This is a genomic window from Leptothrix discophora (assembly GCF_030705305.1).
Classification (GTDB): domain Bacteria; phylum Pseudomonadota; class Gammaproteobacteria; order Burkholderiales; family Burkholderiaceae_C; genus Sphaerotilus; species Sphaerotilus discophorus.
On the sequence record NZ_JAUZEE010000002.1, the window covers coordinates 239524 to 254224 of the forward strand.

The 14701-nt window shown below is 53.9% G+C and carries 19 protein-coding genes; 16 read left to right on the forward strand and 3 right to left on the reverse strand.

Annotated elements, in window-relative coordinates:
* The first annotated feature begins 72 nt into the window (after positions 1–72).
* A complete protein-coding gene (locus tag Q8X39_RS04655; RefSeq protein ID WP_305748469.1) occupies positions 73–1335 on the forward strand; it encodes a mechanosensitive ion channel family protein in 1263 nt (420 codons plus the stop codon).
* A gap of 57 nt (positions 1336–1392) precedes the next feature.
* On the opposite strand, the gene Q8X39_RS04660 is transcribed toward Q8X39_RS04655, so the two are convergent.
* The gene (locus Q8X39_RS04660; RefSeq protein WP_305748470.1) at positions 1393–2916 is read right to left on the reverse strand and encodes a fumarate hydratase; all 1524 of its coding nucleotides are present in this window, start codon (positions 2914–2916) and stop codon (positions 1393–1395) included.
* A gap of 366 nt (positions 2917–3282) precedes the next feature.
* Here Q8X39_RS04660 and Q8X39_RS04665 point away from each other — a divergent pair, with 366 nt between their 5' ends.
* Complete coding sequence (locus tag Q8X39_RS04665) at positions 3283–3771, forward strand: H-NS family nucleoid-associated regulatory protein (RefSeq protein ID WP_305748471.1); 489 nt, start codon at positions 3283–3285, stop codon at positions 3769–3771.
* A gap of 659 nt (positions 3772–4430) precedes the next feature.
* Here the strand turns inward: Q8X39_RS04665 and Q8X39_RS04670 are convergent.
* On the reverse strand, positions 4431–4652 hold the full coding sequence (locus Q8X39_RS04670; protein ID WP_305748472.1) for a hypothetical protein: 222 nt from the start codon (positions 4650–4652) through the stop codon (positions 4431–4433).
* The gene (locus Q8X39_RS04675; protein ID WP_305748473.1) at positions 4649–4966 is read right to left on the reverse strand and encodes a hypothetical protein; all 318 of its coding nucleotides are present in this window, start codon (positions 4964–4966) and stop codon (positions 4649–4651) included. Before Q8X39_RS04675 ends, Q8X39_RS04670 begins: the two co-directional genes overlap by 4 nt.
* 113 nt (positions 4967–5079) lie before the next feature.
* Here Q8X39_RS04675 and Q8X39_RS04680 point away from each other — a divergent pair, with 113 nt between their 5' ends.
* The 14 genes from Q8X39_RS04680 to Q8X39_RS20580 all read left to right on the forward strand — a co-directional run bounded on the left by Q8X39_RS04680 (position 5080) and on the right by Q8X39_RS20580 (position 14701).
* Positions 5080–5553 carry a hypothetical protein gene (locus Q8X39_RS04680; protein WP_305748474.1) on the forward strand — a complete coding sequence of 158 codons (474 nt, stop codon included), beginning with the start codon at positions 5080–5082 and terminating at the stop codon, positions 5551–5553.
* The gene (locus tag Q8X39_RS04685) at positions 5534–6847 is read left to right on the forward strand and encodes a terminase large subunit domain-containing protein (protein WP_305748475.1); all 1314 of its coding nucleotides are present in this window, start codon (positions 5534–5536) and stop codon (positions 6845–6847) included. Before Q8X39_RS04680 ends, Q8X39_RS04685 begins: the two co-directional genes overlap by 20 nt.
* A gap of 35 nt (positions 6848–6882) precedes the next feature.
* Complete coding sequence (locus tag Q8X39_RS04690; protein ID WP_305748476.1) at positions 6883–8379, forward strand: hypothetical protein; 1497 nt, start codon at positions 6883–6885, stop codon at positions 8377–8379.
* A 3-nt stretch (positions 8380–8382) separates the two neighbouring features.
* Entirely contained in the window at positions 8383–8949 is a 567-nt protein-coding gene (locus tag Q8X39_RS04695) for an NUMOD3 domain-containing DNA-binding protein (RefSeq protein ID WP_305748477.1), read from the forward strand.
* A 32-nt stretch (positions 8950–8981) separates the two neighbouring features.
* Positions 8982–9569 carry a phage scaffolding protein gene (locus Q8X39_RS04700; RefSeq protein WP_305748478.1) on the forward strand — a complete coding sequence of 196 codons (588 nt, stop codon included), beginning with the start codon at positions 8982–8984 and terminating at the stop codon, positions 9567–9569.
* 53 nt (positions 9570–9622) lie between these two features.
* Positions 9623–10549 (forward strand): N4-gp56 family major capsid protein, encoded by a 927-nt coding sequence (locus tag Q8X39_RS04705; protein ID WP_305748479.1) that lies wholly within the window; start codon positions 9623–9625, stop codon positions 10547–10549.
* A gap of 304 nt (positions 10550–10853) precedes the next feature.
* Positions 10854–11387, forward strand: coding sequence for a DnaT-like ssDNA-binding protein (locus tag Q8X39_RS04710; protein WP_305748480.1), 534 nt, complete (start codon positions 10854–10856; stop codon positions 11385–11387).
* Positions 11384–11698: a hypothetical protein gene (locus Q8X39_RS04715; RefSeq protein ID WP_305748481.1), complete on the forward strand. Its 315-nt coding sequence runs from the start codon at positions 11384–11386 to the stop codon at positions 11696–11698. Before Q8X39_RS04710 ends, Q8X39_RS04715 begins: the two co-directional genes overlap by 4 nt.
* Positions 11695–12000, forward strand: a complete 306-nt coding sequence (locus Q8X39_RS04720) for a hypothetical protein (RefSeq protein ID WP_305748482.1) — start codon at positions 11695–11697, stop codon at positions 11998–12000. Before Q8X39_RS04715 ends, Q8X39_RS04720 begins: the two co-directional genes overlap by 4 nt.
* Positions 11997–12398, forward strand: a complete 402-nt coding sequence (locus Q8X39_RS04725) for a phage tail terminator-like protein (protein ID WP_305748483.1) — start codon at positions 11997–11999, stop codon at positions 12396–12398. Before Q8X39_RS04720 ends, Q8X39_RS04725 begins: the two co-directional genes overlap by 4 nt.
* A gap of 33 nt (positions 12399–12431) precedes the next feature.
* Positions 12432–13343, forward strand: coding sequence for a phage tail tube protein (locus tag Q8X39_RS04730; protein ID WP_305748484.1), 912 nt, complete (start codon positions 12432–12434; stop codon positions 13341–13343).
* Between the two features lie 3 nt (positions 13344–13346).
* Positions 13347–13964: an NUMOD3 domain-containing DNA-binding protein gene (locus Q8X39_RS04735; RefSeq protein ID WP_305748485.1), complete on the forward strand. Its 618-nt coding sequence runs from the start codon at positions 13347–13349 to the stop codon at positions 13962–13964.
* Positions 13957–14379, forward strand: coding sequence for a hypothetical protein (locus Q8X39_RS04740; RefSeq protein WP_305748486.1), 423 nt, complete (start codon positions 13957–13959; stop codon positions 14377–14379). Before Q8X39_RS04735 ends, Q8X39_RS04740 begins: the two co-directional genes overlap by 8 nt.
* 19 nt (positions 14380–14398) lie before the next feature.
* On the forward strand, positions 14399–14701 hold the full coding sequence (locus tag Q8X39_RS20580; protein WP_455363812.1) for a phage tail assembly chaperone: 303 nt from the start codon (positions 14399–14401) through the stop codon (positions 14699–14701).

A 14701-nucleotide genomic window follows, 5' to 3' on the forward strand; every position in this document is an offset into this window, starting at 1 on the left:
TCGGCTGGACCACAATCGCGCCCGTCTGCGGCCCGGCCGCGCTCCTGCCGGCCCGAGCCGGCCCTGTCGACGATGTTTGCTGCCGCCCCGGAACTCGACCAGCTGCTGATCGCCCTGACGCGCCGGGATGCGCTCTACGAGGCCCTCGCGCTCGCGGTGGCGCTGCTGATCGCCGCCAGCGTGGTCGCGCTGCTGAGGTCCCGTGTGCTCGCGGCCCGCGCGGCCGCCGGCCAGACCCAGCCGCTGGGCTCGATCTGGTTTGGCGACGCGCTGGTCGACGGCGTGCTGTTCCCGACGCTGGCGCTGGCGCTGGCCTACCTGGTGCGCCACCTGCTGCGCGATGCCGGGGTCACGCTGGCGGTCTTCAAGGTCGCGATCCCGGTGCTGCTGAGCCTGGCGATGATCCGCCTGAGCGTGCGCGTGCTGACCGTGGCCTTCCCCGAATCGCGCGGCATGCGGCTGGTCGAACGGACCATCTCCTGGATCGCCTGGGCCGCCGTCGTGATGTGGGTCACCGGCGTGCTGCCGGCGGTCATGGAAGGGCTGGACGACATCCAGTGGAAGATGGGCAGCCACCCGATCAGCCTGCGCACGCTGATCGAGGGCACGCTGTCGGCCGGCTTCGTGCTGATGGTCTCGCTGTGGATCTCGGCCGCGCTGGAAGCCCGCCTGCTGGCCGGCGTGCAGGGCGAGCAGCTGTCGCTGCGCAAGGCCGCGGCCAACGCGCTGCGGGCGATGCTGATGTTCGTCGGCCTGCTGGTCGCGCTCGGTGCGGTCGGCATCGACCTGACCGCCTTCAGCGTCATCGGCGGTGCGCTCGGCGTGGGCATCGGCTTCGGCCTGCAGAAGCTGGCCGCGAACTACGTCTCGGGCTTCGTGATCCTGGCCGAGCGCTCGGTGCGCATCGGCGACATTGTCAAGGTGGCGGACTTCGAGGGCCGCATCACCGACATCACCACCCGCTACACCGTGATCCGCGCCGTCAACGGCCGCGAGGCCATCGTGCCCAACGAGGTGCTGATCACGACCACGGTGCAGAACCTCTCGCTGACCGACAGCCGCCTGCTGCTGTCGACCGGCGTGACCGTGGCCCACGGCAGCGACGTCGCCACGCTGATCCCGGCGCTGGTCGCGCGCGTGACGGCGGTGCCGCGCGTGCTGGCCGATCCCGGCCCGGCGGTGCAGCTGCGCAGCTTCGCCAACATCGGCCTGGAGCTGGGCATCCACTTCTGGATCAACGACCCCGACAACGGGCAGGGCAACGTCATCTCCGACGTCAACCTGCAGGTGCTGGCGCTGCTGCGCGAGCACGGCGTGGACATCCCGCGGACCTGACGTGACAAGGCCCCGCATCGCGGGGCCTTGCGTCGAGGCCGGGGAGGCGTAGAGGGCTCAGGCTTCGACGACCGGAATTTTTCCGATCTTCGCCTGCCAGATCTTCGGACCCTCGATGTGGGCGCTGGTGCCGCCGGCATCGACGGCGACCGTCACCGGCATGTCGACCACGTCGAACTCGTAGATCGCCTCCATGCCCAGGTCCGCGAAGCCCACGACCTTGGCCGCCTTGATCGCCTTGCTGACCAGGTAGGCGCTGCCGCCCACGGCCATCAGGTAGGCGCTCTTGTTGTCCTTGATCGCCTGGATCGCGACCGGGCCGCGCTCGGCCTTGCCGACCATCGCGATCAGGCCGGTCTGCTCCAGCATCATGCGGGTGAAGCCGTCCATGCGGGTGGCCGTGGTGGGGCCGGCCGGGCCGACCACCTCGTCACGCACCGGGTCGACCGGGCCGACGTAGTAGATGACGCGGTTGGTGAAGTCCACCGGCAGCTTCTCGCCCTTGGCCAGCATGTCGGCGATGCGCTTGTGGGCGGCATCGCGGCCGGTCAGCATCCTGCCGTTGAGCAGCAGCGTGTCGCCCGGCTTCCAGCTCGCGACCTCGGCCGGCGTCAGCGCGTTCAGGTCGACGCGCTTGCTCTTGTTGTAGTCGGGCGCCCAGTGCACGTCGGGCCACAGGTCCAGGCTGGGCGCCTCCAGGAAGGCCGGGCCGGAGCCGTCCAGCACGAAGTGCGCGTGGCGGGTCGCCGCGCAGTTCGGGATCATCGCGATCGGCTTGCTGGCCGCGTGCGTCGGGTAGGTCTTGATCTTCACGTCCAGCACGGTGGTCAGGCCGCCCAGGCCCTGCGCGCCGATGCCCAGCGCGTTGACCTTCTCGTACAGCTCGATGCGCAGTTCTTCCAGCTTGTTGCTCGGGCCGCGGTCGAGCAGCTCGTACATGTCGATGTCGTCCATCAGGGCCTCCTTGGCCATCAGGACGGCCTTCTCGGCCGTGCCACCGACGCCGATGCCCAGCATGCCCGGCGGGCACCAGCCGGCGCCCATGGTCGGCACCGTCTTGAGCACCCAGTCGACGATGCTGTCGCCCGGGTTGAGCATGTACATCTTGGACTTGTTCTCGCTGCCACCGCCCTTGGCGGCCACCGTGACCTCGACGGTGTTGCCCGGAACGACCTCCATGTGGATCACCGCCGGCGTGTTGTCCCTGGTGTTCTTGCGGGCGAAGATCGGATCGTCCAGGACCGAGGCGCGCAGCACGTTGTCGGGGTTCAGGTAGCCCTGGCGCACGCCGGCGTTGACGGCGTCGTCGATCGAGCCGGTGAAGCCTTCCCAGCGCACGTCCATGCCGATCTTCAGGAAGACGTTGACGATGCCGGTGTCCTGGCAGATCGGGCGGCGGCCCTCGGCGCACATCCGGCTGTTGGTCAGGATCTGGGCGATCGCGTCCTTGGCGGCGGGCGATTCCTCGCGCTCGTAGGCGCGGGCCAGGTGGGCGATGTAGTCGGCCGGGTGGTAATAGCTGATGTATTGCAAAGCTGCCGCAACCGACTCGACCAGATCAGCGTATTTGATAGTAGCCACTGAAAACCCTTTACAAATCAACAAGTTAGCGCGTCGCAATAGACCAGTGTGACACCACTTGCTGTCAAAAACCTGTCTGTCACGATTTTGTGCAGGTCCACGCCGCACCCTGTGACACCCAAAAGCTCAATCATATCAACGACTTAGCTGCATATGCGCTGTCACATTCCGCAGCGTAGCATTTCCTCGCGGGCAGGTCCGTGCCCACAACAGCGTGTCTCCTACTTAGCTGCGCCCGCTAACAGCAGCCTCTTTTCCTCTTAGGGGGCTCGGCAAGATCAGCGGCATCTTTAGGTCGCCCTATGTGATCGTTTCTCGCAAACTAATCCTTATGCAATGTTGCATGTTGATTGTTAGGAGATTACGATGTCCGCTGCTAAGACCCCCGCTGTTACGCCCGCAACTGCAAAACCTATCAAGGAGCAACCGTCTATGGCTACCGAGAAGAAGCCCACCGTCGCAGACATCAATGCCGAAATCGCCCGCCTGCAAGCGCAGCGCGACGAGATGCGTGCATCCGAGATCACCGATGCTGTTGAAGGCTTCATCGCCAAGCTGAACGATGTCGGCCTCAGCCTGCAAGAAGGCATCGACCGCCTGAAGGAAAAGCTGCCGCCTTCCGCTGCAACCGCACCTAAGACGACTCGCGCACCACGTGCATCTAACGGCGAAGCCAAGGCACCGAAGTCCAAGAAGGCATTTGTGCGCGGCACCACCTACCACAACCCCGCAGAACCGGATAAGGACTGGGTTGCCGGAGGTGTTGGTGCAAAGCCAGGTTGGCTCGGTAAGTTGGTCAAGGGCAAGTCGTTCGAAGAGGCAAAAGCCATCTACGAAAAGTATGCAAAGACCTAAGCTGCACACAGCACCCAGTCAAGCCGCCCGCGAGGCGGCTTTTTTACGTTCATATCCAGCCGCTTTTCAGTGATAAAGCATAAATAACTATGCAAACAACAAAAGGAGAGCGATATGGCAGGTTTATTCATAATAGTGTTAGTCATTGGGGTCGCAGCAATATTGGTGCAGCCCGCTGGCAAGAGTGACGACAGCGATAATAACAACTAAAATACACACATAAAGGGGAAACAATGAGAGCATTTATATATTCAGCAGTGGCTACCGTGGCGTTACTGACTTCAGGCTGTGCGGCAGTTGCGCCAGCAGCAATCGTGGCAAGCACAATGCCAGATCGAGTCAATAAGAGCACCAAGCTGGCACCATACCCAGTAATCAATCCCATCGCGTTTGATAGGAACACAGACTACAGCGCAGCCAATAAACAACTGGCAATCAAATACAGCAGATATCAGTTTTGGCCTAATGCAGCTGAAATAGATGCCGAGTGTAGGCAGAAGATCAATCTCGTAGCTATCGCAAACGGATTGACACCATTCACCGAGACATTCCGCATAAAGCACGATAGAGATATGGTGTTTGGAATCAGCTACTGCTACGCATCAATGGAAATCCAGTAAGTAGCAGCACACAAGACGAAGCGCCCCTGGGGCGCTTTTTTATTGGCTGTTAGCTTGGGGTTTCAGCTTCTGCCCGCCCCCGACGGCAACAAACAGAACACCGATACCAGTGCCAAAGTTCATTAGATCGAACTGGCCTGTATGCACCGTGACATAGATTTGCAAGCCTAACGCAACCACAACCGCTGCACCACCCAGCACAGCAAGAAGCTCAAACGAAGTGCCGTCTTGTTCGGTGAATATGTCTTTCAGCAGCTTCATTTGCCGACCATATCCTTGATCGCAGCCATTAGCTCGATTCTCATATCCTTGATGTCTTGCTTCAAGTCTGCAAAGCCGGAACGTTGCTCGGCTCTAACCGATTCAAACTCTTTATCCATACGTGCTTCTATGCGGGCGACTTCGTCTTTGTGTGCCTTCTCTACAAGCTGTCGTTCCATTGCGTTTATCTTTTCCTCTGTGGAGGTGAATCGGTTATCGATGGCTGCTTTATCGCTGCTCCGTAGTGTGTTGATTATTCCGCCTGCTACTACAACGATCACGCCAAGCGCAGTCCATATTGTGATTGGGTCCATCGCCATCCCTTTTGTGCCAAGTTATTTTTTTATTTATCGACAAGATTGGATAGCTGCGGTCCAGCATTCAGTCCGCGTATAAATAGTGATGAATCTACAAAAGGAATCCTCAAATGGCTAAGAATCGCCCTTACAAGGAAACAAAGCGGGCTGACGTAAGTAGCGAAGGCCTAACCATCCGCCAGCAGGTCTACAACTTTGCGGCAAGTGGATATAGCAAGCGCAGCATCGCATCGAAGCTGGGTGTCAGTCTCAGTGACTTTGAAATCATCCTATCTGATGGATCTAATGGAATACAGATTGCGTATGACGCTGGCTGTGCAATGTTTGAAGAAGTTCATATCGAAGCACTGGAAGCGATTATGGATGACCCCGAAACAAGCAAAGGACTCAAGGCAAAGATTGCACGCGAGAACCTAAAGGCTAAATCGGAAGAGTGGGCTCCACAAACACGCGCAGTAAAGGTCACCGTTGAGAAAGGCCCAACTGAATACCAGTTCGAATCATTCACGGAAGCGGAGATAACCAACATCGTCCAAAGCAGTTTGGAGGCGGATAACAAGACTAATGCAGAAAAAGACAGCTAAGAAGATAAAGCTGCTGCCATATCAATCAGAGTTTCTACACGACGAAAGCAGATACGTTGCTCTTGTAGCCGGACTTGGAACAGGTAAGACCAAAGCAGCAACCTACAAGGCCCTCCACCTGTTGCAGATCAACAAAGGCTGCGACGGCATCGGATGCGAGCCCACTGGCCCACAGCTATCCATCTTCACAACGGAGATGAACAAGACGTGCCAGGAACTGGGCATCAAATACAACTTCAATGGCGGCGGTCGCAACAGCCCAGCGTTCTATGAGTTCGATATGGGCTATGGCCCGCAGAAGCTGTGGCTGGTATCAGCTGAGAACTGGCGTCGCACTTTAGTTGGATACAACGTCAGTTGGGGGTTCATCGACGAGTTCGACACCATCCCCGATAAGGACGACGCTGTAGCTTGTTGGAATGCACTGAATGACCGCATTCGTGATCCACGCGCCAAGTTACGCCAAGCGTTCTGCACAACCACACCTGAAGGCTATAAGCAGGTCGTGGAGGTGTTTGCAGAGGAAGTCTCTCCAGACGGATTAGTGACCAAAGCCAAGCCCAATCACAAGGTCTATCAGGTCGCTACTTCAGAGAACATATTCCTCTCACCCAAATACAAAGAAGACCAGCTGCGCCGCTATACGCCTACGCAAGCGCAGGCCAAGTTCTATGGCCGCTTTGTCAATGCATACGGTCATCGCGTCTATGACTGCTTTGATCGCACACGCAATGCAACCGAACTGACGATCAACGACTTCCCTGCGAACTCGATCTTGCACGTTGGAATGGACTTCAACGTAGGTGCAATGTCAGCGGTTATCAGCATCGTGCAAGGTGGTCGGGTCTATACCGTTGAAGAAATCATCGGTCCCGCTAACACCGATGCAATGGTCAAGGAACTCAAGTCGCGCTATCCCGGCCGCACCGTCTATGTCTATCCAGACAGCAGCGGTAAGAACCGTGCAGCAAGTGCAGATGGGGCTTCAGTCTCGTCAATCAGCAAGCTTCAAGCAGCTGGCTTCCAGTGCTTCTTCAAAGGCAATAACCCCAGCATCGTCAAAGAGCGAGTGCCAGCGGTCAATGCGCTTTACCTAAATGCATTAGGCGAATCACGCGCCTTTGTGAACATCACGCAGTGCCCGCAACTGGTCAAAGGCCTGGAACAACAGCAGTGGAAAGACGGTAAACCTGACAAGAGCAGTGGCTTAGACCACAGCTTGGATGCTTACGGCTACTTCTGCCACTTCAGATATCCAGTGCAAGGACAAGGGTCCATTTCTGTATACAACTGAGCTAAATAATAAAAACGAGACAAGGAAAGACTTATATGTTCGGATCAACAAACGATGCACCTGTAGCACTCGGCTTCACAGCAAAGCAGCTGGTAGATATGCTCAACAACGATCGTGCTGTTGATGCGATGAAGGCGTTGAACTATCTCGACGGCCAACAAGAGTCGGAGCTAATCAAAGTTCTAAACGACCCCGCACGCGGTCGCCAACGCTGGAAGGAACGCGGACTGACTCCGCGCTTCCGCAATCTAACCAAGATGGTTGTAGAGAAGTCGGGCTTGCTGTTCAAGGACGCACCGCCCACTCTTGAAATATTTGATGCAGGACTGGTTACTACAAACGAAGCGGCAACAGCGTTGCTCAATGAGTTGCTTACCCAAATCGAGTTTATAGAGTTCGGCATCAACTTTGACACTGCACTGAGATTGCTCAAGACAGCAATGATATTGGTTCAATGGGATGCGGAAGAAGCGCACTGGTGCTTCGATATCCTGCACCGTGGCAACTGCGAAGTGATCATTGATCCACGCTCACGCAAGCCTATCGGTATGGTGCATAGGACAGCAGACAATGAGTTCTGCGTATGGACGAATGAAGAGGTTATTGAAATCACGCAAGGAGAACACAGCCTGGGCGTGACCAACCGCGAAGCCAATCCATACGGAATCATTCCAATGGCGGTGTTCTACGACACCAATACACCACGCACTGGCTTTTGGGTTGAGCAAGATAAGAGTCTCGTGAATCTAAACGAGATGGTGAACTTGCATATCACTGATTCGGAATACTCGATCCTGTGGAGCAAGATGAGCACGCTGTTCACAAACATGCGTCCAGCAGGCGATGGGGATTCGAACTTTGAAGTGGCCGAAGTGGTCAACAGCCCACTGCCACGCATCGTGCCCACCAGTGCGCAGTCACCCGGCTACCTTGCAGGGCCTGGCAGTGCAGTGGTGCTGGACAGCATGGGCGTTGAAAGCCCGTTCGTCCGCTACGAGAACCCCAACATCGATCTCAAGCCGCTCAACGAAGTCGTTGACAGCTGGATCAAGGGCTACGCAGGTGACTGGAGCGTCCGCATTGAAGTGGCTGGACAAGGCCGCGCACAGAGCGGCTTCCAGCTGGTGGTCGAAGAGAGCGACAACCTCGACCTACGCAAGAAGCGCCAGCGCATGTTCGAAAGCGGCTTCAAGCGCCTTTATCGCGTCTTAGCTGCTGTGTTCAACACCGCCAGCGGGGTGACTGCGTTCCCACCCGATGCACAGCTTGTAGCGGTGTTTGACGACCCAGTCCTGCCAGTGGACATCCAAGTGCAGGAGACCGTGTGGGCGCAGCGCATAGCCGAGGGGCGTGCGACAACTATTGACTACTTCCAAGTGGTCTACGGCATCACACGCGAAGAAGCTGAGGAACGATATTTAGAAGTCATCGAATGGCAAAAGCGTGATGCAGTGCTGCGAAGCTCAATACAACCGATAGAGCCAGCACCGATAGACAGCACTACCGATTCGAGCAACGTAGCAGATAAGTAAAGGATGCAATCATTCTATATATATCTATATCGGGACCCCAAAGATCAAACGCCAGTTTACGTTGGAAAAGGTATCCACAACCGAGCTTACATACACGGATCAGCAAGCAGCAACCCAAAGCTAAAGAACCTAATCCGGTGTCGTCGAGCCGAGGGCTATGTTATCGAGCCAACTATCCATTACGAAGTAGATGAGGCAACTGCACTTGAAATGGAGAAGTTCTGGATCAACTTCTTCGGCCGAGCAGACCTTGGCGAAGGGACATTGTTCAATCTAACTGACGGTGGGGATGGATGCGGTGGGTGGAATAGAGGTCGAGTGCTGACTCCATCGCACAAAGCCGCTATCGGTGCTGCAAATAAAGGACGGAAGTGTCCACCGAACAGCGAAGAAGTTCGGAAGAGAAAGTCAGAGGCGGCAAAAGGTCGTCCAAAAACTGAAGAGCATAAAAAGAAGCTCTCGCTATCGCAAATCGGCAGAAAGAAAACACCTGAACAAGTTGAAAAGAACAGGCAAGCACAACTGGAACACAACCGCCGAAAACGAGAGCTTATTGAAAGTGATAAATAAAAAATCATAAGCCGGATGGCAAGGAGTTAGTTATGGCGGATGCCAATAATGTAAATAGTGCGGATGCACCACAAGAAACCCAAGTAGAAAGCACTCTAACAGCAGAGCAAATCCTTGCATTGCAAGACGAGTTAGCGACTACCAAAGTAAATCTTGAAAAGGCACGACGCGGAGAGAAGTTCAACCAGACAAAGCGCATTGAGCTTGAAGCTCAACTGAAAGACTTATCGGGTGCAGATGACTTCAAATCCAAGTTCGAAGCCGTATCCAGAGAGTTAGAAGACTTGAGAACAGCAAGTAAGAACCAGTTGATTGATAGCGTTCTAAAGGACGAAATCACTAAGGCAGGTGCTCGCTCAGTTTCGACGGTCCTAAAGCTTGTGGATCGTTCGAAGATTGCAGTAGCTGATGGACAGGTGGATGCCAAGTCCGTAGCCAGCGTAATCGAAGAACTAAAGAAAACAGACGCTGTGCTTTTCGAAGTTCCGAAAACACCAGATGTGAAGCGCCCAGGAGAGGCAGCACCGACCAGCAGTTTCAAGACTGAGATGGCCGCAGCTAAGACGCCAAAGGCTATTCAAGAAGTCCTACGCAAGTATGGAATGGGAAGCACGATATAACAATACATTCGCATAACAATATCCGCGAATAACAAAAATAAAGGGAGGCTCACATGCCGTTTACAACTAACCTAACAGGAACAACACAAGTCGATGACAGCATCCTAACCGCTTTTGATCAAGCAGTTTGGGTCGAAGTCGGACAGAACAACGTATCGGACGCGCTTATCACTAAGAAAGTGCAAATCGGTGCCAAGACAATCAATATGCCTAAGTGGGCACGTTCGGCTGTCGCAACAACAGCGTTGACAGAAACAGACGACATCACATCAACAGCAATCGCTGACACCAAGGTCACATTCACACCGCTTGAATACGGTAACGCATACACAATCACAAGCCTATCCAGCTTCCAAACTGGTGGACTTGTTGACTTGGCCGCTGCTGCATTGATCGGTGAGAACTACGCTTCCACAATGGACGCATTGGCAATCGCTGCACTTGATGCTTCGACAAACGCATACATCATCGGTGGCACAGCAGCTGGTTCGGTCACATCCGGTCAAGTCGCTTCGGACGTATTCCTAAACTACTTCTACAACAAGCTTGCTCGTAAGAACGTTCCAAGCATCAACGGTGCTTATGTAATGATGACTCACGATGACGTTATCGTTGACCTACGCGCTGCATCCGGTGTTGGTTCGTGGCAAGACGTGGTCAAGTATTCCGCTCCTGGTGAAGCACTGAACAACGAAGTTGGTATGTTCAAGGGCTTCAAGGTCGTTCGCAACAACCGTTCGACATTCGCTGACCAGACAGGCGCTGGAACCGTTGACCTATACAACAGCTACTTCTTAGGCCGCAACGCACTTGGCAAGGCCATCAGCAAGCAGGGCGAAGTTGTTCTAACAGGTCCATTCGATAAGCTAAACCGCTTCTACAACATCGGTTGGTATGAAGTATCGAGAACACAGATCCTTGACCAAGACGCCCTATGGGTTGGTCAGTGCGCATCCAGTGTTGGTGCTAACGCAGTCTAATCCTTAGTTGATTAGTAGAACAAAGCAGCCTCCGGGCTGCTTTTTCTTTGGGCGATCCGCATTGATAAATAAATCAAAAGGAATCACCAATGAGAAAAATGTTCGAGTTCAGTTGCCGTGAGTGCAATCACTACCAAGAGTCACTTGTTAGGGATGAGTCGGAATATCCGCAGTGCCCTGAAGGCCACGGACAGATGCAGAAGCTGATATCGACATCCACATTCCACTTTGTGGATGGTGCTGGCACAGACATGGGCAAGGCCTATGCATTCCGCAATCGCCCGCTTTGGGGAGGAACTAACTGATGACCACACTAATAGTCGAAGACGGCAGCAAGCCAGCAGGAGCTAACACCTATGTTGGACTTACAGAAGCTGATCAATACCACGTGAACTACGCCAATGTTGATTGGGCAGGCTACGACACAGAAAGCCGCAATCAAGCACTGGTGCAAGCTACACGCGCAGTCGATTTGCTGTATGGCGCACGCTATCAATCAGCAATCTATCCCAGCACCACACAAGAGCTTCTATTTCCCCGTATGTGGTTTGAAGACTTGAATGGTCGCATCGTCACAGACACAACCATACCCAAGTGCTTGAAGAACGCTGTGTGCGAGCTTGCATTGATGCAGATCAGCGGCACTGACATCCTTCCACAGAAGTCCACCGTAAAGAACGTCAAGAGCAAAAGCGTCAAGGCAGGTGAAGTGGCTACGTCAGTCGAATACTTCAAAGCAACTGATGGTGAGACATACAGCGGCTTCAACAAGATTGATATCACATTGCGCCCAATCCTAAAGGCTGCTGAAACAGGCAGCTGGAGGCTGACAGCGTGAGTTTCGATTACAGCAACCTACAAGTCGATATCACAGCCGTGATCGCAGAGTTCGGCCAGGTATGGTCTATCACACGCGGCACCGCTTCAGTAGGCAGAGCACGCGCTATTCGCGCCGCAGCGGACTTCAACAATGCGCGTGCTGGTATGCGACTCGCAGCTATTGGTGATGTGGTGCTGTTGTTCGACACCACAAGGGAGCTACTTCCAGGCGATACGGTCACTTGTGCCAAGAAGGCATACATCGTTTCGCGTGTCGAAGCAGTGCAGCCAGGAGACACAACCATCTATTACCGGGTCACTGCATCGTGAGCGACGGCAATCTAAGGCTTTTTATCGATCTGGAAACCAGGGCGCGTAAGTTCATTACCGAATGGTCGCTGGAGTTCAAAGAACGAGTGGAAGACAAGACGCCCGTCGTCACCGGCAACCTAAAGAACGGCTACTTCATCGTCAATAAACAATCCGGCTTTGAGTTCTCGAACATAGAAGAGTATTTCGGCTATGTGGAGAACGGAACCTTGCACTTCGCACCAAGACGAATGGTCGGCAGAACGCTGTTAGAAGCGGAAGACATAAGCCAAGTGGCTATGGAGAAAATCAATAAGAAATGAGCTACGCAGCAATCTATCAATCGATCGAAGCAACGGTCAAGACAGCACTGGGCACAACACCGCTTCAGCTGCCCAACACATTCATCAACACGCAAGGCGTCGCAGTCTTTGCACGCATCACCCATTTACCAGCAGCCGCATTCGCTGCAACGCTGGGCACAACGGGTCAAAACTCAAGACCAGGACTCTCGCAGGTTGATGTCTTTGTCCGCGCTGGAACAGGCTCTACAGCCCTTCCAGACACCATTGTTTCGGCATTCGGTCGAAGCACCCAATACACCTATGCCGATGGCAGTGTCTATGAACTTCTTGCTTATAGAGATGTCGGTAGTGCAGTTGAAGATGGGTATTGGCAAGAACGAGTCGTCATCCAGTGGAAGGCGATAACTAACAACTAATAAATATGAGTAATACTCAAAGGGAGACCACAAATGCCTAACTCAGTTGGATCACGCCACGACGTTGCCTTCATTGCGGAAGTAACACACGGCACCACACCCGCTACACCTTCTCTTGTTGCTTTGAACTATGACGGCTTCGATTTGAACCGCAAAGTATCAAACTTCGAAGACACAACCATTCGCTCAGACGGCAACGTAACTGATGTCTATCAGGGCAACTACACCGTCGAAGGCCAGCTATCACAACCGCTGCGTCCTACTGAAGCTGACACGCTATGGGAGTCGTTGCTACGCGGCACTTGGACAACCAACGTCCTAAAGAACGGAACCACACGCAAGTCGATCACGATGGAGCGTGCATTCCAAGACAACACACTATTCCAATCTTTCACTGGCGTTGTGGCTACTGGCCTAAAGCTATCGATTGGCAACAACTCAATGGTCAAGGCTGTATGGGCACTTCAAGGCCTAACAGCAACCGTTCCAAGCGGCACAACCATTGACGCTGGTTCAGGCTACACAGCAGCTTCCGCACTGACACCGTTTATTGAAGGCTCGGCAACGGTCTTCACAGAAGGCGGATCGACCATCGCCTATCTAACAGACTTCTCGTTAGACATTCAGAACGGCAGCAAGGCATTGAGCGCACTGGGTGCAAGTAACCCATCGGAAGTGCTTGGTGATCAAACAATGGTCAAGGGCACTGCAAAGGCCTACTTCCCAAGTGCTGCACTCTACACAAAGTTCTTGAACAACACATCATCGACATTCCAGATTGCAATGACTTCGGGTGCCAACTCGTTGACCATTCTGCTGCCGAAGATTCGTTATACAAACGTCGCCGTCCCAGTCAATGGCACAGGCCCGGTAGAACAAGAAATCGCGTTCACTGCTGTGTATGACTCGACAGAAGCCGCTTCGATCAAAGTGACGAGAGTTTGAGTTTTGAGGTATCACTATACCTATTTGATATTCAACTCGCTGTGCGGTTACTTCTACTACGGTGTCCGCACAACACCAGAAGATGTATTGCCTGAAGATGATACTTATATGGGGTCGAGCAAGCACTTGCAGGCCCTATACAAAAGATTTCCAGTAGCTTGGGTAAAGACGGTCATCAAGACCTACGACACACGAAGTCAAGCCGAGTTTGCCGAATACGAACTAACGACAGCCGAAGCGTTGAGTAACCGCTATTGTGTAAATAGAAGGCGTGGTGGGCTCGGTTGGCGTCTTGGTGCTCCTTGTAAAGAGGAAACCAAGAATAAGATAAGTTGCGCCAAGACTGGTTATAAGCACACAGAAGAGTGGAAGCAAGAAAACTCAAAGCGCCAGAAGGGCCACACCTTTGGATCAAGCGTGCTAATGGCTGAGCTTGGCATTGAACCCAAGCAACCAAAGACGGAACGCACTGCATCCGATGAAACCAAACAAAAAATGCGAGCAGCAAAGTTAGGAAAGAAACGAGACCCGGAGACGATTGCTAAAGTCAAAGCTGGTCAGCGAGCCTTCTACGCAAAACTAAAAGAACTAAAGAGAATAAAGGAAGCGTCTAATGACTAAACCATCGTTCAAAGAAATCCTCCGTCCCAAGCGTGCGGAGGTCAAGATCATGCATCCGGTCTATGGGGAAACAGAAGCCATCGTCTATCTCGTCGGTGGTTTCTCCAAGCAGTTCCGCGATGCACGCGACAGACTGATAAAGGAACTTGGGCCAGATGTGGATATCACAAAGGCCGATAGACCAACTCAAATCAAGTTCTTCGCAGAGCTTTATGCCAGTTGCGTGATAGGTTGGAATGAAGTGCTGACTGATGCGCACGCAGAGTTCAGCTATGACGCTGCATTGCAGCTATTCACTGATGCTGAAATCGAGTGGATAGGTGGTCAGCTATCGACCTTCATAAACGACTCAGCTAACTTTTTTCGACCAGAGCCTTCTGTCGTGGGTCAAGTGGGCAGCACACCAAACGAATGACCCCGAGCATGCGCGCCGATTGGAGAGCTTCCTTAGGCAAGCACGCGACGCAGGTGACAGCGATTCAGTCGCTGATCTAACACACCAGCTTGATCAAGTCCGTGAGCCACCAGTAACCGTTCCGCGTGCTGCTTGGCTCCGCGGCATCTATTTGCGACTGAGCAATAGACGAAGCTCGTCTATGAATGGCCCTGAGCCTATCCAGTTCAGCGAGATAGCTGCATTCCTAACTCTGCATCAACTGACACTTGAGTCCTGGGAGATACAGCTTCTGGAGACTATGGATATAGCTTTTCTCCAGTCGATAAATATACCTGAGTAA